Annotated in this window: 23 protein-coding genes and 1 pseudogene; 4 read left to right on the forward strand and 20 right to left on the reverse strand. The window is 48.7% G+C overall.

The genetic code is table 11. The features are described from left to right. Nucleotides 1-3 precede the first annotated feature (3 nt). Nucleotides 4-753, forward strand: coding sequence for an ABC transporter ATP-binding protein (locus RAH42_RS07140; protein WP_282012822.1), 750 nt, complete (start codon nt 4-6; stop codon nt 751-753). A 69-nt stretch (nt 754-822) separates the two neighbouring features. Here the strand turns inward: RAH42_RS07140 and RAH42_RS07145 are convergent, their stop codons facing one another. The 16 genes and pseudogenes from RAH42_RS07145 to glf form a co-directional block, all read right to left on the reverse strand. Then, a complete protein-coding gene (locus RAH42_RS07145; RefSeq protein ID WP_317540250.1) occupies nt 823-1,113 on the reverse strand; it encodes a GDP-mannose 4,6-dehydratase in 291 nt (96 codons plus the stop codon). 164 nt (nt 1,114-1,277) lie between these two features. Beyond that, nucleotides 1,278-2,335, reverse strand: a pseudogene (gene rfbB, locus RAH42_RS07150) (dTDP-glucose 4,6-dehydratase). Then, entirely contained in the window at nt 2,335-3,207 is an 873-nt protein-coding gene (rfbA, locus tag RAH42_RS07155) for a glucose-1-phosphate thymidylyltransferase RfbA (RefSeq protein WP_317539138.1), read from the reverse strand. Before rfbA ends, rfbB begins: the two are co-directional and overlap by 1 nt. Before the next feature lie 12 nt (nt 3,208-3,219). Next, on the reverse strand, nt 3,220-4,359 hold the full coding sequence (locus RAH42_RS07160; protein ID WP_317539139.1) for a DegT/DnrJ/EryC1/StrS family aminotransferase: 1,140 nt from the start codon (nt 4,357-4,359) through the stop codon (nt 3,220-3,222). After that, complete coding sequence (locus RAH42_RS07165; protein WP_317539140.1) at nt 4,356-5,081, reverse strand: WbqC family protein; 726 nt, start codon at nt 5,079-5,081, stop codon at nt 4,356-4,358. The genes RAH42_RS07160 and RAH42_RS07165 overlap by 4 nt, the downstream gene beginning before the upstream one ends. 22 nt (nt 5,082-5,103) lie before the next feature. Then, nucleotides 5,104-5,655: a dTDP-4-dehydrorhamnose 3,5-epimerase gene (gene rfbC / locus RAH42_RS07170; protein WP_317539141.1), complete on the reverse strand. Its 552-nt coding sequence runs from the start codon at nt 5,653-5,655 to the stop codon at nt 5,104-5,106. A gap of 57 nt (nt 5,656-5,712) precedes the next feature. After that, nucleotides 5,713-6,783 (reverse strand): acyltransferase, encoded by a 1,071-nt coding sequence (locus RAH42_RS07175; protein WP_317539142.1) that lies wholly within the window; start codon nt 6,781-6,783, stop codon nt 5,713-5,715. Nucleotides 6,784-7,007: 224 nt separating this feature from the next. After that, complete coding sequence (locus tag RAH42_RS07180) at nt 7,008-7,382, reverse strand: NAD(P)-dependent oxidoreductase (RefSeq protein ID WP_317539143.1); 375 nt, start codon at nt 7,380-7,382, stop codon at nt 7,008-7,010. Continuing rightward, nucleotides 7,346-7,948: an NAD-dependent epimerase/dehydratase family protein gene (locus tag RAH42_RS07185; protein ID WP_317539144.1), complete on the reverse strand. Its 603-nt coding sequence runs from the start codon at nt 7,946-7,948 to the stop codon at nt 7,346-7,348. The genes RAH42_RS07180 and RAH42_RS07185 overlap by 37 nt, the downstream gene beginning before the upstream one ends. A 17-nt stretch (nt 7,949-7,965) precedes the next feature. Further along, nucleotides 7,966-9,090 carry a glycosyltransferase family 2 protein gene (locus RAH42_RS07190; RefSeq protein WP_317539145.1) on the reverse strand — a complete coding sequence of 375 codons (1,125 nt, stop codon included), beginning with the start codon at nt 9,088-9,090 and terminating at the stop codon, nt 7,966-7,968. A 59-nt stretch (nt 9,091-9,149) separates the two neighbouring features. Beyond that, nucleotides 9,150-9,701, reverse strand: coding sequence for a dTDP-4-dehydrorhamnose 3,5-epimerase family protein (locus tag RAH42_RS07195; protein ID WP_317539146.1), 552 nt, complete (start codon nt 9,699-9,701; stop codon nt 9,150-9,152). 43 nt (nt 9,702-9,744) lie between these two features. Next, nucleotides 9,745-10,368 (reverse strand): dTDP-4-dehydrorhamnose 3,5-epimerase family protein, encoded by a 624-nt coding sequence (locus RAH42_RS07200; protein WP_317539147.1) that lies wholly within the window; start codon nt 10,366-10,368, stop codon nt 9,745-9,747. A 27-nt stretch (nt 10,369-10,395) separates the two neighbouring features. After that, nucleotides 10,396-11,685 (reverse strand): ATP-grasp domain-containing protein, encoded by a 1,290-nt coding sequence (locus tag RAH42_RS07205; RefSeq protein WP_317539148.1) that lies wholly within the window; start codon nt 11,683-11,685, stop codon nt 10,396-10,398. Between the two features lie 13 nt (nt 11,686-11,698). Further along, nucleotides 11,699-12,661, reverse strand: coding sequence for a glycosyltransferase (locus RAH42_RS07210; protein WP_317539149.1), 963 nt, complete (start codon nt 12,659-12,661; stop codon nt 11,699-11,701). A 129-nt stretch (nt 12,662-12,790) separates the two neighbouring features. Continuing rightward, the gene (locus RAH42_RS07215; protein ID WP_317539150.1) at nt 12,791-13,846 is read right to left on the reverse strand and encodes a glycosyltransferase family A protein; all 1,056 of its coding nucleotides are present in this window, start codon (nt 13,844-13,846) and stop codon (nt 12,791-12,793) included. A gap of 1 nt (nt 13,847) precedes the next feature. Beyond that, on the reverse strand, nt 13,848-14,969 hold the full coding sequence (glf, locus tag RAH42_RS07220; protein WP_317539151.1) for a UDP-galactopyranose mutase: 1,122 nt from the start codon (nt 14,967-14,969) through the stop codon (nt 13,848-13,850). Nucleotides 14,970-15,482: 513 nt separating this feature from the next. Between glf and RAH42_RS07225 the strand changes: the two genes are divergently transcribed. Then, complete coding sequence (locus RAH42_RS07225; protein ID WP_317539152.1) at nt 15,483-15,641, forward strand: hypothetical protein; 159 nt, start codon at nt 15,483-15,485, stop codon at nt 15,639-15,641. 388 nt (nt 15,642-16,029) lie between these two features. Continuing rightward, on the forward strand, nt 16,030-16,236 hold the full coding sequence (locus RAH42_RS07230) for an NAD-dependent epimerase/dehydratase family protein (protein ID WP_317539153.1): 207 nt from the start codon (nt 16,030-16,032) through the stop codon (nt 16,234-16,236). A 478-nt stretch (nt 16,237-16,714) separates the two neighbouring features. Here the strand turns inward: RAH42_RS07230 and RAH42_RS07235 are convergent, their stop codons facing one another. The 3 genes from RAH42_RS07235 to RAH42_RS07245 form a co-directional block, all read right to left on the reverse strand. Further along, on the reverse strand, nt 16,715-16,963 hold the full coding sequence (locus RAH42_RS07235) for a type II toxin-antitoxin system YafQ family toxin (protein WP_317539154.1): 249 nt from the start codon (nt 16,961-16,963) through the stop codon (nt 16,715-16,717). Continuing rightward, on the reverse strand, nt 16,956-17,222 hold the full coding sequence (locus RAH42_RS07240) for a type II toxin-antitoxin system RelB/DinJ family antitoxin (protein WP_317539155.1): 267 nt from the start codon (nt 17,220-17,222) through the stop codon (nt 16,956-16,958). Before RAH42_RS07240 ends, RAH42_RS07235 begins: the two co-directional genes overlap by 8 nt. 457 nt (nt 17,223-17,679) lie before the next feature. Beyond that, entirely contained in the window at nt 17,680-19,023 is a 1,344-nt protein-coding gene (locus tag RAH42_RS07245; protein WP_317539156.1) for an ATP-binding protein, read from the reverse strand. A 182-nt stretch (nt 19,024-19,205) separates the two neighbouring features. Here RAH42_RS07245 and galE point away from each other — a divergent pair, with 182 nt between their 5' ends. Then, the gene (gene galE / locus RAH42_RS07250; RefSeq protein ID WP_317539157.1) at nt 19,206-20,210 is read left to right on the forward strand and encodes a UDP-glucose 4-epimerase GalE; all 1,005 of its coding nucleotides are present in this window, start codon (nt 19,206-19,208) and stop codon (nt 20,208-20,210) included. Nucleotides 20,211-20,312: 102 nt separating this feature from the next. On the opposite strand, the gene RAH42_RS07255 is transcribed toward galE, so the two are convergent. Continuing rightward, a complete protein-coding gene (locus RAH42_RS07255) occupies nt 20,313-21,959 on the reverse strand; it encodes an RNA-binding domain-containing protein (RefSeq protein ID WP_317539158.1) in 1,647 nt (548 codons plus the stop codon). Nucleotides 21,960-22,023: the final 64 nt, after the last annotated feature.

Here is a 22,023-nt window from a genome sequence, read left to right on the forward strand (position 1 = left end):
GACATGTCAGTCATCGAATTAAACGACGTCTCGATCCGTTACAAAGTCGGGGACTTCAAAGCTATCGGGCTTAAAGAATACGTCATTCGCAGAATCAAGCGGAATTATCACGTTCAGGAGTTCTGGGCCGACCGGCATATCACGTTTTCTCTGAAAAAGGGAGATATGCTCGGCATCGTCGGAGCCAACGGAGCCGGGAAATCGACCTTGCTCAAAGCGATCGCCGGCATCATGACCCCGACGGAAGGCGCCGTGATCACGCACGGCAATATCGCCGCGCTGCTGGAACTCGCCAGCGGTTTCGACGGCGAGCTGACCGTTCGCGAGAACACGCACCTGCGCGGCGCCATGCTGGGCTACACCCGTAAGTTCATGAACGAAAAATACGAAGAGATCGTCGGCTTCGCGGAACTTGCCGACTTTCAGGACCGGCCGTTCAAGCAGCTTTCCTCGGGAATGAAATCGCGCCTCGCTTTTTCCATCGCCTCGCTCGTCGATCCCGACATCCTCATTCTCGACGAAGTGCTGTCCGTCGGCGACGGCGCGTTCCGCAAGCGCAGCGAAGAAAAAATGATGGAGATCATCCGCGGCGGCGCGACCACCATTCTGGTATCCCATTCGCTCGAGCAAGTTCGCGCCTTGTGCAACAAAGTGTTGTGGCTGCACAAGGGGCGGCAGGTCGAATTCGGGGACCGGGTAGACGACATCTGCGCGCGCTATCAAGATTTCCTCGATAAAAAAATTCAGTTATAACCGTCAAAAAACAAGGCGCTCACCCGAAAAAAATCCTGCCGGGCAAGCGCCTTGTTTGCGTTGAACTTTTCAGCGTTCCTCATACATCTTGGCATAGTAATTCCGATATTCGCCGCTGATGATGTGCCGCCACCATTCCTTGTGCGACAGATACCACCGTACGGTCCTGCGAATCCCCTCGTCGAACGTCGTTTCCGGCAGCCAGCCCAATTCCGCGTGGATTTTGGCCGGATCGATCGCGTAGCGCAGATCGTGCCCCGGGCGACAAAGTACTGTGGTTGCACGAGAGAGAGCAAATCGAATTCGGAGACCAGATAAACGACATTTGCCCCGACCACGGAAAGCTTCTGAACAGGATATGGAATTTTATACTTTAAAAAAACACTTTTCATGATAAACATTGGAGTGAGGCATACGGCAAACGCCAGCCTCACTCCAATGTTTATCATACGCGCCTTTTTGTACATTGCTTCCTTGCGATGTTGTCCTGCCAGCCCCAGGAGCGTATATCAAATAACTCCATTTTATCTGCCCTGATACATTTTATTATAATATTTCATATAATCACCGGATGTAACATTCCTTACCCAGTCCGTATGGGTTAGATACCACCGGATGGTTTCGCGGATTCCTTGCTCAAAAGTATAAGCCGGGGACCACCCCAGCTGCGTAGTGATCTTGGTGTTGTCGATGGCGTATCGCCGGTCGTGGCCGGGGCGGTCCTTCACGTGAGTTATCAATTCCTCGTTTTTCCCCAATTCCTTGAGAATCAAACGCACGATTTCAAGATTGGCCTTTTCGTTGTTACCGCCAATGTTGTACACCTGCCCCGCCGCCCCTTTTTCAAAACAGTGGCAATGGCGGCACAATGGTCGGACACATGGAGCCAGTCTCGGATTTGCATACCGTCACCGTAGACGGGCAGCGGCTTGTTCTGGAGAGCATTGTTGATCATTAGGGGGATCAGCTTTTCCGGGAACTGATATGGACCGTAGTTGTTGGAGCAGCGAGTAACATTTACCGGCAACCCATAAGTCTCGTGGTAGGCGCGTACGATCATATCCGCGCTTGCTTTGGACGCGGAATAGGGACTATTCGGGGAGAGGGGCGTATCCTCAGTAAATATTCCAGTAGCCCCCAGAGCACCGTATACCTCATCGGTAGACACTTGCAAGTATCTCGTACCCCGGCGGTATTCCCTGGAATATTTGTCCCCAAGATGAAGTTTCCAACGCCTTTTTGCGACTTCCAACAGCGTCTGGGTACCCATAATATTGGTAGCAAAAAATACCTCGGGCGTTTCAATACTTCGGTCTACATGGCTCTCGGCGGCAAAATGAACAACCGTGTCAAAGTCATACTCATCGAACAGACGCTCTACCAACACTTTGTCGCAGATATTTCCCCTTACGAAGCGGTAGCGCGGGTCGGACTCCACCTTACTTAAATTTTCCAGATTACCTGCGTAAGTGAGGGCGTCCAAATTTACCAGAACCTCGATATCGGAAGAATAAGAAAGAATATGGCGTACAAAGTTGGACCCGATAAACCCTGCTCCTCCTGTAACAAGCACGGATTTCATCAGACAGCTTCCTCCGCAACGCGCATGATATACTTCCCATACGCCGTTTTCATCATAGGCTGCGCTAAAGCAATCAACTCTTCTTTTGTAATAAATTTGCGCCGGAAAGCGATTTCTTCGATACAAGAGACGTATAGCCCTTGGCGTCGCTGCACGATCGCAACAAAATTCGCCGCCTCCAACAATCCGTCGTGAGTTCCAGTATCCAGCCAGGCCATTCCTCGGCCGAAAAGCTCTACCCGCAATTGTCCCCTCCGCAGGTACTCATTATTGACCGCAGTAATTTCCTTTTCACCGCGAGCCGACGGCTGAATCTCTTTAGCGATTTGCACCACTTGATTATCGTAAAAATAAAGCCCGGGGACCGCATAATTTGATTTTGGATGTTTAGGTTTTTCTTCGATGGAAACAACGCTCCAATCGTTGTCAAATTCTACAATTCCAAACTCGGAAGGATTATTGACTTTATACCCGAATATTGTCGCTCCATTTACCCGCTTCATCGCTTGGGCAAGTATGTCGGAAAAACCTCTGGCATAAAAGATATTATCTCCTAAAATCAGAGCAACTGGACTCTCGCCGATAAACTTTTCGCCAATAATAAACGCTTCGGCAATTCCGTTCGGCTTATCCTGTACGGTATACGATAAGGACAAACCTAGCTGCCTCCCATCTCCCAGAAGCTCTTGAAATGCCGGGATATCCCTCTTCGTCGAGATAATCAAAATTTCGCGGATCCCAGCCAGCATCAAAGTAGAAAGCGGATAATAAATCATCGGTTTGTCGTAAATAGCAAGGATCTGCTTTGATACCGCCCGCGTCAGCGGAAAAAGGCGGGTTCCCGAGCCGCCGGCCAGAATAATCCCTTTCATCGTTCGCCGCCCCTATTCATTCAGGTGATTGATTCTGCCAAACTCATGAATCAGCCGTACCACCGTCGCTACGTCTTCCATGGAGAGGCTCTGATGAAGCGGCAGACAGAGCGTGTGCTCAGCCGCATAGTCGGCGTTGGGGAAATTGCCTTTAATTTCGTAGCGGCTGACACGATGAAGCGGGAAATAACGGAAGGTAGTATACACGCCGTGCTCTCTTAAGTACTTGGCGAGGTCGTCACGCTGCGCTTTTTTGACCTGAACATGATAGAAATAATAGGAGGAGGTACAATCAGCAGCCAGTGGGAGCGGCGTATCCAGCCAGCTTACATCGGCCAACAGGCGGTCGTATTCCTCATGAATCGCCTTGCGCTTCGTGATGAAACCGGGAAGCTTCTTCAGCTGCTCCACAGCCATGGCCGCAGTGATGTCGTTCATAATGGCGCGATGACCGAAGGAAGACACGTCATACTCCCACCATTTTTTGTCCACGCTGTTGGAATATCCACTTTTGCTCTCCAAGCCAAAATACAGCCATTTTTCGGCTTTGACCTTAAGTTCCGGATCCCTAAAATACAACATAGAACCATCGCCACAGACCAGAATCTTCATCGCGTCGAAAGACCACATCCCCATATCGCCGATGGTGCCGCAGGCTTGCCCTTTGTAAGTGGAAGAGACAGAGCAGGCGCTGTCCTCAATGACATAAAGATGATGCTTTTCGGCGAGCGCCATAATCTCGTCCATCTCGCAGGGCACGCCGCCATAGTGAATGAGCATAATGGCCTTCGTATTGGGAGTGATCTTCGTCTCGATATCACGAGCACGCACATTGAGGGTGCGGGGGTCGACATCGCACAGCGCCAACTTCGCGCCAGAAGCGCACACGGCGTTGCCCGCGCCGACAAAGCTGATAGTGGGCATTATTACTTCGTCGCCCGGGCCGATGTCGAACATGTGCATAGAAGCAAATAACCCCTCGCTGCAGCAGTTGGTGGTAAACACATGCTTGCGGTCGACCTTAAGATGCGCCGCAAAGCCCAGCTCGAATTCATCGTTGAGCTTGCCCTTGCCCAGCCAGTTGGACTCAAAAACTCCTTTAATCCGCGCCAGTTCCTCAGCGCCAAGAGAAGGCTGAAACACATTGATCATAATTCGATTCCACTCCCTTTGATTAAATCATATTCTTGAAGCAGGTTCTGACATTCTTCCCGAGAATTAAACATCATCACATCGATAATAGACAGGTTAGGAACAAATTCATCATTGTATTGATGATAATGAATATCGCGCAGTTTAAGGAAGCTCAGCTCAATTCCCGACTGTTGAAACTTTTCGACGTAAGGAACATAGAGCGGGATACCACTGATTGAGTTGTAGTATTCCGTTGCGCCTAGTTTTTTGCATATAGAGATCACCTTATGATGGGCTTTCAAAGAACAATCCTTCTCCATTTTAGAGGACATGATGAGTTCCGTGGTAATGCCCAAATATTCGCCAACTCTTCGAAAAGAGTAGAAAAGATACTCAGCTAAATTGGTTTCTGTTTGCGTAATGATATCTTCGAGTATCGGCATAACATTGGCATAATACGGCGCTTTCGAATACGACATTTCGATGGTGCGGAGCAATTTGGTCTGTAATACGCGTTGATTGTTGACCTCCACTTCGCGAATCAGTTTATTGGGGCTCGCGCCAGACAAAATCACGTTGATATTTCCGGACTTTTGTTGCATTAAAATTGCATTTCGATTGATCCTGCCCCCTTTAATGAAATTGACATCGTCGTAAACGACATATTTATCTACTGCGTTCATAAGCTGCCAGTAGCCCAGGTAGGGGAAAAAATAAGGCTGCATAATGCCAATTCTCATATTCTCAACGCCTCCCTACTAACTAAACTGTAAAGTTACAATCGCACGCCGCCACGTAAGGAGCGTTGGCGTCTTTTTCCGAAAGGATGGGGTTCATTCCTTCGGGCCACTCAATGCCAATGTCCGGGTCATCGTAACGAATGGAGCGCTCGTTCGCCTTGGAGTAAATATTGTCAACTTTGTACTGAACTTCGCAGTTTTCCTCCAAGGTGACAAAAACGTGTCCGAAGCCCTTTGGAATAAACAGCTGCTTTTTATTTTCCGCGGAAAGTTCGACTGCCATCCATTGCAGATAGGTTTCCGAACCTTTCCGGAGATCGACGGCATAGTCCATGATCCTCCCGCGGGTACAGCGAACCAGCTTGCTCTGCGCATAAGGATTATTTTGAAAATGAATGCCCCGAACCGTATGTTTCGGAACGGAAAGAGAATGGTTGTCTTGGATAAATTCCATGTCCAGCCCCAGACCCGTCATCTTCTTCCTGTTATAGGACTCAAAGAACCAGCCCCGGTTGTCGCCAAAGACACAGGGTTCAATAATTTTAACACATGGCAACGCGTTGCCGCTCGACATTTTCCTGTTCTCCTTCTCAAAAAGTCGCGATTCTCTCGGTTGTGGTCAAGAAAGCATTTAAGCCCCGATTATTTTAGAGGTCAACCGCTTTAGAGCCTTGTCGACATAGCCGCTCAAGACAAGACAGACCAAAGCGGTCAATGCGGAAAGCACAAGATAGAGGGTCAGTTCCACCCCAAAGGATACATTCAATTTCCAGACGCGAAGCGTCCGCGCCCAGACGTAATGGTTCAGATAAAGACACAGGCTATACTTTGAGATAAAAGAAATATATTTATCGTCCATTTTGCCTAACGCTCTGTTTGCATGACTCTTTCCACTGAAAGCGGCAATGATCCCCACGCAGACCAGCAAAACACACAGGAAATCAGTTTGAGACCGCGTGCCGTAAATGGAAAAGAGGATGACCCCAACAAGAGGTCCCGCTTCAAGTAACGTGAATAAGAGATTCCCTGCCTGCGACTGGCTGAACTGTCCGTTCAGCCAGTCGCACGCCCCATAGGCGGCGCACCCGGCACACAGTTCCGCAACCGCCCGCAGCAATCCAAGACAAACCATTTTATTCTCTGTAACGTGCATCGCAAAGTTAACGTGACCGTAGGCGCGGGAAAACCACCCCAAAACAAAACAGGCCGCCAACGGCGCAATCACGTACACAAACATATTGGTATGCTTTCTAAGCAGCGGGTATAAAGCCCCCATTGCAGGAAACAAAGCAAACAAGTACCATGAGGCGCCGACCAAGAGATTCGATTTCCCGCCAAAGCCAAAGGCGCGCAGAAACAGCAGGTCCCACAGACTGCCGCCAAGCGCGGTTACAGACCCCGAACGCAGAAAAATGAGCGCCACCGTTTCAAAAACAGCGGTAATGAAAAAGACTGTGTAAATGGGTTTTATCTTTCGCACCAAGAAGGCTATCGTTTCCTGCCCAAGAGCAATGCAAGGCTCCTTTTTCCGGCAGACAGAGCGAGCCATCAAAATGCCGGATAAAACGAAGAAAAACTCCACGCCCAACGAGTTGACGTGTAAGTTCACAGCGTTTTTATTTGTTGGGAGCAGCATGGAATGGCACAACACGATACATATGGCAAAGACCAGCCGCCAGACTTCAATCGACCGTATTTTCATAAGACCCTCGCTTTAATAAAAAGGCTCGCACAAAACGCTAGTTCTTTGCGTAAACTTTGTCCCTGTATTCCTCGATGATTTTTACAATGACCCTAATTCCATTCATTCCTTGTTGAAGTGTTACTGACAAAAAAGCTTTAAAGCAAAAATCCTAGGCTCCTTGTATTCATTCATAGACTCGCATTTTTCCCCAAAGTTCGATTTACAAGCATTATTGCAACATATCATTTATGACTATCAATATATTCATCTATCGTTTTATCAATAGTATCCTCAATATCATACCTTGGAGTCCACCCCGTGTCCTGAAAAAAACTCGTCGCGTCCATTCCGGCATATGTGCGAATGTCATCCTTTCTTTGCAGGGAGATATCAATGCCCGAATACCCCCGCTTTTCCAATCTGCTTTTAGTAAGTTCGGCTATCTCTACTAAGGAATAGACTTTATTGTGCCAGCCCAGATTATAGATTTTTTTCCATTGAGAATATTTAGTCTGAGAAAGAGCGACAAGCCCCGATGCGGCGTCTCTCACATCAAGCAGCGAAAAAAGCTGCTTACCACCTATAAGTTCGATTTTTTTCTTTCGATTCCAGCACAAACAAACGTAGGAAGGAGTTTTTTATTTCCTGCAATGCTGTCGAGGCGTATATTCGTGGCCGCTGTCTCCGACTCTGTAGAAAAAACCGTTTCCAACAGAATCTCACTGGCGCACTTTGCCAAAGCATAACTTCCCAAAGGGCACAGTTTACTATTTTCATTATGCAAGCCCGGCGAACTACCATATACACTTTGCGAGGAAATATTCATAATAGCAGGCACTCTTGCTTTTTTGACCGCAAGAAACACTTCTTTATGAAAATCCAATGTTTCGACTAATGCGCTTTGCTGTATTTCTGTGCGAGCAAATGCTAGATTTACAACAACTTTAATACGTTTCCACGGAATATTTGAAGTAAAATCCGCACTCCTGCCAACACACTGCAAACGCGCAACGTTTCTCTTTTCCAGCGCAGCCCATATCGTTTCACTGTTGCCCGAAACTGCCAGCACATTAAAATCCGTCTCCTCTAAAAGCTGCCGTATTAGCTCCAACCCGATATAACCACTTGCTCCGGTAATAAGTACGGTGTTTTTACACACTTCACCCACTCCAATGTTCGGCATGAACGACGCTACCTGTTTTATTTTTTCGAGAAGGAAGTTGCAATCGATGATTGATTTTCCTCTTGCAAACTGTCTTCTTTCTGCAAAGCGTATTTGACAGCACTGACCAAATATTCTCTTAACACGCTTGCTCCTTTTCTAAGCGTGAGAATAATTCCATCTCGTTCTAGCACGCAGGATACTTTTTTTAGTATCGCGCGTATAAAAATAAAAATACACCGCATTTTGCCCGAAGAGTTTTTAAATATATAATATGAAGTATCAAAGTTAACCTTAGTCGGATGCCAATAAAACATCCTAAGACTCCCCAACCAATACATCTCTTTGCGTTTGCTTAAGTCCAACGATGTGTGAAGCTGTTTTTTCGCAAATCGTTCCGCTTCACATAGCCAGTCGAAATTGATTTGCAGCCAATTCGTCTTTTTAATGGCTGATGTAAAGCTTGTACTGGATTTCGTTAAAATCCGTCGTACCATAACGGGTTTTTTTTCGTGCCGAATCCTGCCGAGCGTAACCAGAAGCATATACACACGCCGATCCCCTAAAACTTGTATTTCCTCAAATTGTTGGAGCTCTTCTTCACTGTAATTGCGGAAAACATTTCTGAAGAGCGTTGCTGATATATGAGATGGCAACAGCCATCTCTCTAAATGCTCTTTAGTATATTCATCATCCTGACAATAAGTGTCACTAAGCTTCCCCCAAGGGAATGCACAGGGAGCACCAAAATCATTGACACACACAAAGTCGCCCCCCGTAGCGATAAAATCGGGATGTTCTTCCAAGAAATTAACCTGTTTCTGCAACTTATCACTGAAAAGCCAATAATCGTCACCTTCCAGATTGGCGCGATATTTTCCTCGGCACGCCCGTCTCAAACAATTCGAATTTTTCTGCATTCCAATATTTTTCTCATGCAGTATCAGACGGATTACCTCTGGATATTTTTTCTGATACTTCTGGACGATCTCTCGTGTATGATCTGTAGAGCAATCCTCTGCGATAACGAGTTCATAGGAGAAAGTCACCTCCTGCATCAATACACTTTCTATCGCACGGGCAATGTATTTTTCATGATTATATGTGGCCATACCAATACTAACTACAGGCTCGTCGGGCAAGCTCGCATCTATACTATTCACACAATGCCTCCTTACTGATAAGAATATTGTATCGATTTTCTCGTAACGTTGTAGATTCTCTACCAATATCGACGCTCTATTTCTGAAAGACGAGGTGCTTTATATGTTTCCACGGAAGAGATAACTTTCGCTGGTATTATCCCGCTTCCTGCTAAAGTCTCGAAGACGTTTATTGTAATATTCTTTTTCTCTGAAATAATATTATCTGATAAAATATACAATCTTGTGTTATCTTCCAGAGATAAAAAGGCATGCGCCACCCCAATGGGAACATACAATAAGTTCCCATCACTACTCAACAAATCTCTTGAAGTATAATGCTGATACGTTTCCGTGGTATCTCTTACATCTAAAACGATAACTCTGCACGAGCCATTTACGCATTTCATCAGGAGATTGTTTGTCCATGGAGCATTTTGGATAAAAAAGCCACGCAGAGTATTTTTAAACATAAATTCTGTTTCATAGTGATATGAAAACACATTCTTTAACCCACTTACATTTCTAATATTTTCATGAGAATACAATACTTCAAAACCAAGATTATTGTTTATTTCTGGTCTTTCTGAAAAGAGATAAACTCCAGGAATCTTTGATTTACAACATTCCATCTTTTCACTCCATTGACTTAACATATAATAGCACTACAACTGCTTAATTTCTCTCCAGCACCTCACTCAAACGACCAGTTAGTTCATCTACCCTATTATCTTGCGCTCGCAAATCAAGAAACTCCTGAACCGTTTTCATTTCCCTACTGAAAGCATCGATAACAGAAAATTCAATGCCATCGAATAGAGTGCCCAGTTGTTCATCCAAAGGATTAATCATCTGCACCTGCGCAAAATCAACAGGCCTTGAAGTTTGAATTAGCAATATAGAATTGGGCTCAGCTTGTTCCACACCCCAAACAACGCCTTCGGGAATCAGCCCCCCCTGATATAAATTAGAGTCCATCGACCAAGAAGAACGTAATTTTAACCTTTCTGTTTTTAAAAAAGTTTCACTATTGTTTCTGAGATCAGCCAAGAATAAGTTCATACATCCCTGAAAGCACCTTAAAAGAATTTTTTGCTGTGGAATAGAATACAAACCTTCGACGACACAGGGGGAAGACGTGCATCTTTTAGTGTAAATCATTTCAAATATATCTTCCTCTCCGGCCTGGAACAGATCTAACCAATTATACGTGATGACTCTGATCCCCTTATGATCTACGGAAAGATTTAGTTTTTGATACTTTACTCCTGCTATTTTTTTCGATTTTATAATAAGCACGGGGTTCTCTCCTCACCAAGAATAAGCTCAGTTATTCAGTGAATTCACAACGCGTTCCGTATCGAATTTCAAGAACAGCATATCATTGCCGCGGTCGTCGCGGACGCAGACAAGCTCCTGAATCTTCTTAATAACGTTCTTCAATTCATCGCAGGTGTCTGCGGCGATATAGGCGCGGAAGACTGACTGCGCCATGGAATTGTTTTCCACAACTTCAGAGCCGACAGGCAGCAAAAACTCCGCATAACAGACTCCCGGGATTTTCCGTACTTTCTCCAGGCCGCTGAGACTCCCGATGACGCCGGCGTGGGCCGTCATATTGAACGCGCAGCAGAAACAATCGGGGTTCGGATTGTCCCTGCCGAGATCGCCATGATCCGACGTGCCTGTCAGCGCATATTCAACGGCCATTTTCATATAGTTGATACCGTTAACCGCATCCAGGTAATAGTAATCGCACAGCGCGGGAATGCGATATCCACACTCAAAAATGTAGATCCCCTTCTCGGTGGCAATGCCTTGAAAAAACACAGTCCCGGCGTAGGCGCCGGCGCTCTTCAGCATCTTTTTGATCGCCGGATCAACCTGTTTTTTATATTGCTCATAAAACTGCGACGGGGCAATACTGGCGTCAAACTGCGCCGTTACTCCAGTGTGATCCAGCGAAGGGTACCGATCGCGCAGTATGGACAGGCTCACTTCCCCGCCCTTGATAGTATAAACCGAGGTGATTTCCGTGCCGGTCACATAATCTTCCACGATCACAGAACCGCTTGGGGAATTCTCCCGGGCGCGACGAACCGCCGGTTCCAATTCGCCCTCTCCGCGGCAGATGGTAACGCCGCGGGCGGCGAAACCGTCTACAGGCTTTACAATGACGGGGTAATTCACACGTTTAGCCCACTCTTTGTCGCCGTCCGCGCCGACGGCATATTCCCGCGGTACCGGAACGCCATGTTTTACGCACAGGTCTTTAAAGGTCTTTTTATTCTGAAAGGCATCCCACTGCTTTTTCGTGAAGTAACAAGGCAACCCCAGTTTTTCGCATACTGCCTGAAGGGTTATTAAATTCCCCTCGCTGACGCCGCAAAAAATGCCGTCGATGCTCTTTTCCCGGGCAAAATCACATAGAGCGCCAACATCCCGCGTACTGACCGCAGCACATTCGTCGCAAATCTGCTTTGCCTCCGACCGCTCAGGCGCCAGGTTGTCGGTGACGATCACATACGCGCCTTCCTGCCGCGCATAGCGAACCATGCTAACAGATGCAACGGACGTACCTAAAAGCAACAGCCGTTTTCCATCAAACAGTCCCATTCTGCCCTCACCCTTAGTCAAGATAAAAGAGCCAATAGTATATTTTTTTTACACAGATCATGGGGATGCAGAGGAAAAATTCCCATTTTCTGTTCTCCAGTTCGAGAATCTCCCATGCCAGGCAACGCCAGCCTTTAACTCCCGTCTTCAAGTAATGTAAAACCGCAGAAACAAACAGCTCTTTCCTGTGGGCGCGAAAACCGGCGTCGACCTTTAATACTGAAGCGGCGTAGTTTTCCAGCGTACGAGTATAGGCAAGTTCCCGCCTCATGTTTTCCAGCGAAGAATTGTACATTGCCGCCGTTAAATTTCCGGATTTTTTATATCGGCGGTAGCAACTCATTTTTTCTTTAAAATGATAAAAATCGCCCTTGGCGGCGCAAATCAATATCACCGTTCGATCGCTGATCTGCCGGTGGGCTTTATAGCAGATAGAGTAGTCCTGGGATCTGTCGGCGTAAATATTACGCTTTACAATAGTCGCCGCCTGCCCCGGCAGCATGACGCCCTGAAAATCCTTCAGGGTGTACCGGGATTTGCCGCTGATCCAACGTAAGCGCTGCCGTCTTAACGGCGCCCCGTTTTGATCGACGGCAACGTAGTCATGAGAGCAGCCGATGAAAGAAGGGTTCTTTTCAAGAAAATCAACCTGCGTCTGCAGCTTATCCTTTGACGTCCAATAGTCGTCGCCTTCACAAACGGCGATATAGGCTCCCCCGGCGCGCATGGAGAGTTCATACGCGTTTCTTGTCGCGCCCAGATTATGTTCCCTTAGAAAAAGTCGAATTTTCTCGGGATATTTTCTTTGCAGTGACTTCAATATTTCGGGCGTGCCGTCGATAGACGCGTCATCTCCAACGAGGATCTCATAAGGAAAATTTGTGCGCTGCATTAGGATACTGGAAACCGCCTGCTCAATAAACTGCTCTTGATTATATGACATAACAATCACGCTTACTAATACGCTATCAGACATTGTGACTTAACCTCATTCCTGGGCTGCAACCCTGCCTCGCTCCGGCGCGCGCGGTTCAGTTTTGACCGCCCCTCGGCCCTGGCCCCTGCGTTTCCAAATTCCCAAACGATGAAAATTTTATTCCGTCATTTAACAAAGGTCCTTCCTGCGTATGGTCTTTCTCAGCCAGATATAGAGAGGGGAATTCTTGAGCCACTCCAAATGACGAGGCGATATATGCAGAAAATGCATCGAAAGTAGAATCCGGTATCTCGGCTCGACCAATTTCAGTATTTCCGGGACGATCTGAACGCTCTTCATTTTGACGCGCTGCGCTTCTGCTCTGCCGTGTTTCCTATCCTTGTTCCGAATCAGCATGGTGACACAGTAATTTTGCAGCGTTTCCGCCATTTTATATAAAAAATATCTTTTCGACGCACCCCGCATGTTTTCATGCTTCAGATACGCATCGGATATTTTCCAATAAACCTGTTCAAGCTGCGGCGCGCGCGCAACCTGGTTGCTGTCGGACATGCTCTGGCTTACGTTGCCTATGAGATATTCGTAGAGAAACAAGTCAAAAAACATTATCGTTTTGGCTTTCATAAAAGGCAAGGTGCAGTACTCTTGATCTTCGTATGAAATTCCTTCGCTTAACGTTATTCCGCAGGCACGGTAAAAATCTGTTTTGTAGGTGATACCGTGAAACATGCAGCAGCTTAAGGCGCCTTTGCCTGCGTCCATCAGTTCTTCCAAAGAATAGTTTCTGCCATAACGTATGCCGGACGATTTTATCGCGGTACCCCTGCCGGAGCGCACATTGATCGTATGAAAGTGAGTAATTACGACGTCGGCGCTTGAGGTACTAAGCTGAGAAACATAACTTTCAAGGTTGTCCGTCACTATCCAATCGTCTGAATCGACGACCTTAACATATTTCCCCGACGCAACAGGCACGGCAATGTTTATCGCCGATCCGTGCCCTCCGTTTTTTTTGTTTATCAACTTGAAAATATTCGGGTAACGGCGTACGAATCCCTCGGCAATGTCTTTTGTTTTATCTTTTGAACCGTCGTTGACGATGATCACTTCGATCCTCTTATCCGCGCCGCCCGAAGAGACGAAAGAGGAAAGGCATTTTGTAAGGAAGCCTTCGGAGTTATAGGCAGGGACTATAAATGTAACGATTTTATTTTCCTCGCACATTTTATGACCTTTTGCCTCTCCGAAGAGAAAATATTTTTTCAGCGGTCTGCATTGCGCTGTGTATAACTTCGTCCATATTATAATATCTGTATTCTGCAAGTCGCCCGCCGAATATGACGTTTTTCTCCCTTTCCGCAAGCTGGCGATAGCGCTTATAAAGTTCGTTGTTTGAGGTATCGTTCACAGGGTAGAGTGGCTCTCTGCCCGCTTGCCATTCTCCGGGGTATTCTCTGGTGATTACTGTCGTCGGTTGTTTGCCGAATGCAAAATGCTTATGCTCTACAATCCTTGTATAGGGCGTTTCAGCGTCGGTGTAGTTTACAACGGCATTTCCCTGGAAGTTCTCAGTGTTGATTTCCTCTGTAACAAAGGTTAATGTTCTGTATTCCAGCGCGCCGTATCTGTAATCAAAGTATTCGTCGATCATACCTGTGTAGACAACGCTATCCGCCAGCGATACGAGTTTTTTTGTGGAGAAAAAATCGGTTGAAAGCTGAAGTTCGCACCCTTTCAGCAGTTTTTCAAATATCCCATTATAGCCGCCCGCAGGTATGCCTTGATAAACGTCGTTGAAATAGTTGTTGTCATAGTTAAAGCGCAGTGGGAGTCTGTTTATTATTGCAGGAGGCAGCTCAGAGCAACGGCGTCCCCACTGTTTTTCCGTGTAGTTCTTTATTAGCTTCTCGTATATGTCCGGGCCGACGAGCGAAAGCGCCTTTTCTTCAAGATTCGAAGGCTTTTTTGTTCTGTATGGACGCGTCTGTTCAGCGATCTTTTCTTTTGCTTCTTTTGGAGTAATAACCCCCCACAACTTATTGTACGTATTCATATTGAACGGCAGATTGTAGATTTCATTGCCGTTGCGTGCCAGCGGCGAATTAACGAAATTGTTAAACTTAGCGAAGCGCATAATAAACTGCCAGATCTTTTCTCTGTCTGTATGAAATATGTGCGGTCCGTATTTATGCACCGTTATCGCCGACTGCTTTTCACAGAAAGCAGCGCCGCCGATATGATTCTTCTTATCTATTACAAGACATTTTTTGCCGGCCGACGCTGCATAATGGGCGAAAACTGCCCCATAAAAACCAGCGCCGACAATGAGAAAGTCGTAGACTGCCATTTAAGATAACACGCTCTTTTCGTATATGATATAGCGCCTTTCGTTTGCCGTAAATATTTCCCCCGCCGTTGAGCCGGATGGCGTTTTCACAGTCAGCGTGTAATATCGCCTGAACACTAACGCACTTCCAGCACAATTCTAACACATTTCTTGCGTTAGAACTGCGTTCCCAGAGGGCGCTGAGAAGCGCGAAAAGAATGAGCGCGTTTTACCGATGAAGGGAAGCCCCCATACCACGCCAGCAAAACTGAAGATGCCAAGCCCCCACCCGTCTCGTCTGGGATATTTGTTCCAAGGACGTTCTGCCGTCGTCGTTTCTTTACAAGTACTCTTTTGACACAATCCCAACACAAGCCTAGCGCGCGTCTTACGGCAGGCGAATCGGTTGCCAAGCCGCCGCCCTGCTGCCGCAACAATCCGGACACGACGCTGGCGCTGCAGGCAGTCACGGCGACGTACGGCTATAGGCGATTTCATCGTTTCATCTTCACTTCGCCGACCACAATATACGGAATGATGAACTCCGTTCCGTTCACCGCGGACATCCCGGCCAGCGGCTGCACGAATCTCTACGGCTGGACGAAGTTCATGATCGAGCAGAACCCGCGCGACGCGACGGACGCGGAGCTGCCGCGTTACTTCAACTCGATTGGCACGCACGAATCGAGCTGATCGTCAAGCAGCCAAGACTTCCTTGACAACCTGATATCCTGACAGCGAGATTTCGCATGAAATTACAGCGCGCAGATTTCGATTCCCGCCATCTGCGCCCACAGGGAGCGATGAAGGTTTGGTCAAGACGATTTCCAGCGGTTCCTTGTATGCCGAACCGTGGATAGCCCGCCATCTTTTGAAAAAAGCGAGAAATCTGAACCGAGAGCCGGTGCAGGAAGAGTGAGCGGTAGGACATGAGAGATCTCGGAGTGAAGCCGAAAAGAACGTCATGAGTCCGCTTTCTTCGGCACCGGTGAAAAAGTTCCAATCCAGTGTATAATTTATATCGAAAGTCAGGGGGCGCGTGACGTTTTACGGTTAAGAATCTCTTGAGGAGGAAACGACCATGAACGATCTCCTTACCGGCGGGGCCGGTTTTATCGGGTCGCATACGGCGGTCGAACTGATCGCGGCGAGGCACGGCGTGGTGATCGCCGACGATCTGAGCAACAGTTCGGCTTCGGTGATCGAGCGGGTGAATGACGCCAGACGTGGGAAGACAATAAAACCGACAAACACGAGCCGGTATGAACAAGGCGCCGCAACGCTTTAATACGCGTTGCGGCGCCTTGTTTTTACCGTTTGATCTTTTGTACTCCACTGTCAGCGTTTCTTTATGGGGCAGGATTTCAACCTTCATCGCAATTCCAGCGCAGAGCCAACGCGATTTTAACACATTTTCTGCGGTTGATGGTGAAGGAACAATTTTACGCTGTGTCTATACGCAGCACGGTACATTTATAAAAAGAGACCGTCTCAAAAGTCAATCGAAACGGCCTTTTTGCTGTCCTTTGGTAATTTTTCTCCAGTATTAAAACACAACGTACACGCAGAATAAAGGAGCCGTTGATTATTTCCCCCTGAACGGGAACTTGACTTCCAAATGAATAACCTGATAGTCAAATGAATTGTCCATTCCATAGGCAAAATATGCCCTCAAACTGCCGTCGAAAGGCAGCGTCTCCGGTAAACGGAGACAGTTACGCCCTACAGGCAGAAATTCTTTCCACCGCCCCTCTCACTGCGATTTATCAGTGGCTCCTTTGATTATGCGAACGGATCGCTGTGCGAACCGGTGCGGCCAGCCAGTCCGGCTCGATATGGCACTCGCGGAACCCCGACCAATTGCCGCCCAAATCGTGGTCGCGGCACTCTTTGGGGAGCGCCTGCTCCTTTGCGAGCATCTCGATGATGTTTTCCAGCCGTCGAATATCGTACCCCCGTTTGCGGATACGCTTGTAGTCGCGCTTGAAGGCAGACTGATATCTGAGATTAAGCATCGAGATCGGCCATCAGGTCTTTCACGGACGAGAAGGTCTTGCTCAGGCCGCGGCGCGCGCGGGTGTCTTCCATGGCCGCGCGCGTCGCGGCGTTGGGACGGTCGCGCGCGATGGTGAACGGGATTCGCCGCTCGTATACGACCTGACGCGCGAAGATGTTAATGGCCACCGACGTATTCAACCCGAAATCGGCGAGCATTTCTTCGAAATCGGCTTTCAGTTTTTCGTCCATTCTTACGGTGACGTTGGTTGTCGCCATGATCATCAGCTCCTTTTCGTCTCGAATTATAGTGTGATAGATGTGCACTGTCAATACAACGCACTATTCAGTCTCGACTTCTTTTGAAGATGTATCTCAATGCTAGGGAACGAAGAAGCGTTGCGTCATTGAGCGGCTCATACTCGTTTGTACAACAACCCAGTCAAGCACCGGCTGCGTCGCCTGCAGACGGCGGCACGGCCTGTGCAGAGGTCAGGTTGGTTCTGATCGCATGACCTCCCTCGCAGCCCCCTGCAAATTATATTAATATTTTTTATCAAGAAACAGTATGAACATTACAGTTCGATATTTTAAAACCGGCCAGTTATACTGGACAATAATTCAGGATCAAAGAAAAATTGTCCAATGGAGCGGAAACGCTTCCCTCTTCCGGTTCGATAAATACATTACGTCTGCGGCATTGAACATCCACGATTTTCCATAGAGCCCATTGTGCCTACGAGCTCTGGCGCTGCTCCAATGCCAAGCCAATCAGCCGATCCGTTTGGTCTGCCATGAACAGCGGGATATTCAGCATATCATCGTCCAGTTTCAGATTATCCAGAGAGAACCGCACACGGAGCTTCACCTGATCCGGGAACAGTTCCTTGAATTTCTTGAGGCTCTTGCCGGCTGTGTTGGCCTCGGATTTGACCTCTACAGGGAAAACGTCGTTCTCTCTTTGAATGAGGAAATCCACCTCATAAGGAGGATTGTTCTGGCTCCAATACCGGGGAACAACTTCAAACTGGGTGACCAAGGTCTGAAGCACAAAGTTCTCGGTCAGTGCGCCTTTGAACTCGGTGAACAGGCGATTGCCTTCGCCAAAGGCCGTAGGAGCCAGCTGCGCAAGACGGCGAAGCAGTCCCACATCGACCAAATAAATCTTAAAGGCGGAGAGGTCGTCGTAAGCAGCCACAGGCAGGCCAGGGGCGGAACTGCGATAGACCTTGTGCACCAGACGGGCATCTACCAGCCATTGCAGGGCATCCTCGTATTCACGGGCTCTTGCGCCCTCTTTGACGACCTTGTAGATGAATTTCTTGTTTTCCCTCGCCAGCTGGGACGGTATAGACTTCCAGATCATAGAGATCTTCGGAAACTCGTTGATATTAGGATGTTTGGCAAAGTCACGCTCGTAGGCGCCGATGATCCCGGACAGGGCTTCCTGCATAGCGGATACATCTCGCGCTTCTGTCCACATCAGAACGGATTCCGGCATGCCGCCGGTCACGTAGTACATTTTGAGTTTTTCATAAAGAGGATTAAAGAAGGCGTCGGGGATTGGCTCAATAATGTTCACACTGTCCAGATACCTTGCTAAATTCTCGTCGTCGTTGGCGAGCAGGAACTCTGCAAAGGTCATGGGATCAATCTGCATAAAATTGACCTTGCCCACGGGGAACGATGAAGGTTTGGCCAAGGGGATCCCCAGCAGAGAACCGGCACAGGCGACGTGGTATCGCGGTGCATTTTCGCAGAAATATTTCATGGAATTGATGACCTTGGGGCAGTCTTGTACCTCGTCAAAAATGACGAGGGTCTTTTCAGGCGTGATCTTCTGACCGCTGGCCAGCATCAAATTTTGCAAGATACGATCGACGTCCTTTGTCGTTTCAAAGAACTCTTTGTATTCTTCGTTCTCGTCGAAATTGAAATAAGCAACGTTTTCATAGTATCGTGTGCCAAATTCTTTGAGAATCCATGTCTTGCCTACTTGGCGAACACCTTTTAAGATTAAAGGTTTACGGTAAGGTGAATGCTTCCATTCCAGCAATTGTTTTAAAATCACTCGTTCCATATGCAGCACACCTCACATTATTATTGATGTTTACGTGTATTATTATCACATAATTATTGTATTCTGCTCAACAAAAAAAAGCAACGGCCGTCGTGTAATTATTTCAGTGTATAATTTTATGGCAGCGGCCGAAATTTACGTGATGTGTGGCGGCTGGCAATCTTTTATTGGAGGGAACGACCATGAACGTTTTGCTTACCGGCGGGGCCGGTTTTATCGGGTCGCATACGGCGGTCGAACTGATCGCGGCGGGGCACGGCGTGGTGATCGCCGACGATCTGAGCAACAGCTCGGCTTCGGTGATCGAGCGGCTGGAACGGATCACGGGCGTGCGCGTGCCGTTTTACCAAATCGACGTGGCCGACACGGCGGCGCTGGAACGTCTCTTTGCGGAGCACGATCTCGACGCGGTGATCCACTTCGCGGGGCTGAAGGCGGTGGGCGAATCGGTGGCCAAGCCGCTGCTTTACTACCGCAACAATCTGGACACGACGCTGGCGCTGCTGGAAGTGATGGCGGCGCACGGCTGCAGGCGCTTCATCTTCAGCTCGTCGGCCACGGTGTACGGGATGACGAACTCCGTTCCGTTCACGGAGGAGATGCCGACCGGCGGTTGCACGAATCCCTACGGCTGGACGAAGTTCATGATCGAGCAGATCCTGCGCGACGCGGCCGCCGCGGACGCGGAGGTGTCGGCGGTGCTGCTGCGTTACTTCAACCCGATCGGCGCGCACGAGTCGGGGCTGATCGGCGAGCAGCCGCAGGGGATCCCCAACAATCTGATGCCGTATCTGTGCCAGGTGGCGGCGGGCAAGCTGCCGCAGCTGCGCGTTTTCGGCGACGACTACCCCACGCCCGACGGCACGGGGGTGCGCGACTACATCCACGTGGTCGATCTCGCCAAAGGGCATGCGGCGGCGCTGGCTTACGCCGCCTCGCACCAAGGGGCCGAGGTATTCAATCTCGGCACGGGGCGCGGCAGCAGCGTGATGGATCTGATCCGTTCGTTCGAACGGGTCAACGGCATTAAAATCCCTTACGCGATCGCGCCGCGCCGCGCCGGCGACATCGCCGCGTGCTGGGCCGACGCCTCGAAAGCCGAGCGCCTGCTGGGCTGGAAGGCGCGGAAATCGCTCGACGACATGTGCCGCGATTCCTGGAACTGGACGAAGAAGTCGCTGCTGTAGGATCAGCGAAAGAGTTCGTCGAGAACACGAAGAGGCCGTCTCGAAAGTCAATCGAGGCGACCTCTTTTTGTGACGTATAGAGCCGTTACGAGCCCCAAACGCTCACCGCCCAACATAGCGGTATTTTGCGTAGCGGCCTTTGTTCACCGGTTCCAGAAGCCCTCGCGCCACAAGAGCCTTCAGGAGAATGTACGCCTGGGAAGCGCTGACATGCAGTAGCTGCATGACGTCTGACCGGGAAATAAAGTCGTTGCCTTTGGCGAATTCCGCAATCGATTCATGATACTTCGTCTTGTCTCCGTCAGCTCGGCGCACGTCTTCGATTTTACCCGTCTTCGTGGCATACGCTTTAAAACGAATCGCATAGGTGCCGGTTCTACCGCTGCCATATTCCTCGACAAGTCCGGTCGCTGTCATTGAATCCAGAATAACTTTTATTGTGTTTTCTGGAATATTTATCTCTTGTGCCAGCCGTTTGACTGTCGACTTCGGACTATCCTTCAAGACGTTCAGGATCAGCAGAGCGTTGAGCGAAAGAGGGCGTCCCGATCTGTTCTGTTCCTTCGCGATCAGCTCCGCGATCCGTCTGTCGGGCTCTCCCCGCGGAATAAACAAGGATACCGTCGCCGAGGTCGACGCAGAATAATCGGGCAACGGCTTGCCATAGAGCAACGAGCCTTCGAAGATCCGGTCGATCCCCCTTCCTGTCCGTTCTGCCAAACCGATACGTTTCAGCGCGTCCGCTAACAGAAGGTTTCTCCCATGCGGCTCGGCCGTGAGCAAATTGTTTATGGAGACGCCTTCGACAAATCCGCCGGGATTGGCGACCGTCAATCCTTCATCGCTCAATGCGACCCGGACCCTGCCGCTTTTGGCGTAGTCTCTATGGCTGAAGGCGTTGACGACGGCTTCTCTGACCGCTCTTTTATCGAATTCCGGAATGGAGAGTCTGAAGAATCCTATGTCGAGTTCCCGATCGGGATTTCGAGCTTCCAAACCGTTATAGAGTTTCTCTATTGTCGATAAAATCGGCAATACGTAATCATCGTTACGACGGACTTCAGTTCCTTCCAACACCTGAAATACAGCGGCATGCGTCGGCACAAAGCGCTGAATGGCTTCCAACTTTCCGATCAGGAGAATACCCGTGACCGTGGGACACAGGACGCCGTTCTGTTCCCGAACCAATCCCAACGCCTTGTACAGGTCTTCGTCCGCCAGTTCCAACAGCGTCTTGTCTCCGCTAAAGGACGAGATCGATCGCTTGAGGCGTTCTGTCTCCAGGGGATCGAAATCTTTGATGCTGCTTTGGAACAAGGGCATGGCAGAATAATCGAGCAGACGTAAATCAGAGAGCCGCGTCGCGAATTCATAAGGATACATCGCCACGTTTTCGGGTTCTCCGTTGGCTTTGAGCCGCCGGTGAAGAACTTTTCCGGATGCGGTCGCAACAATTCCGCCGAATGACTTCGGCACCGATATTTTTAGCACGGGTTTCGTATCGCCGACGATTTCCGCCCTGACAGAGACAGGTGGTACGGTATTGTTCGCAATAAAAGCGCTGACCGTCGTCACGTTCCGATGCGCTTCATGAACGCCCGTTATTTCTCCCGAATCTTCGATGCCAAGATAAAGATCGCCGCCTTCCGTATTGGCGAACGCCACGACCGCTTCAAAAACATCGGCGTCCGGCAACTTCTTCTGATCGCTTTTGAACTCTATTGTCAACGTTTCTTTATTGGGCAGCATTTCAACACCTCCATCGCAATTCTAACACACATTTTGCGTTAGCATCAAATTTTCCAACGCAAAA

This window comes from Pyramidobacter sp. YE332 (genome assembly GCF_033060595.1).
GTDB lineage: Bacteria > Synergistota > Synergistia > Synergistales > Dethiosulfovibrionaceae > Pyramidobacter.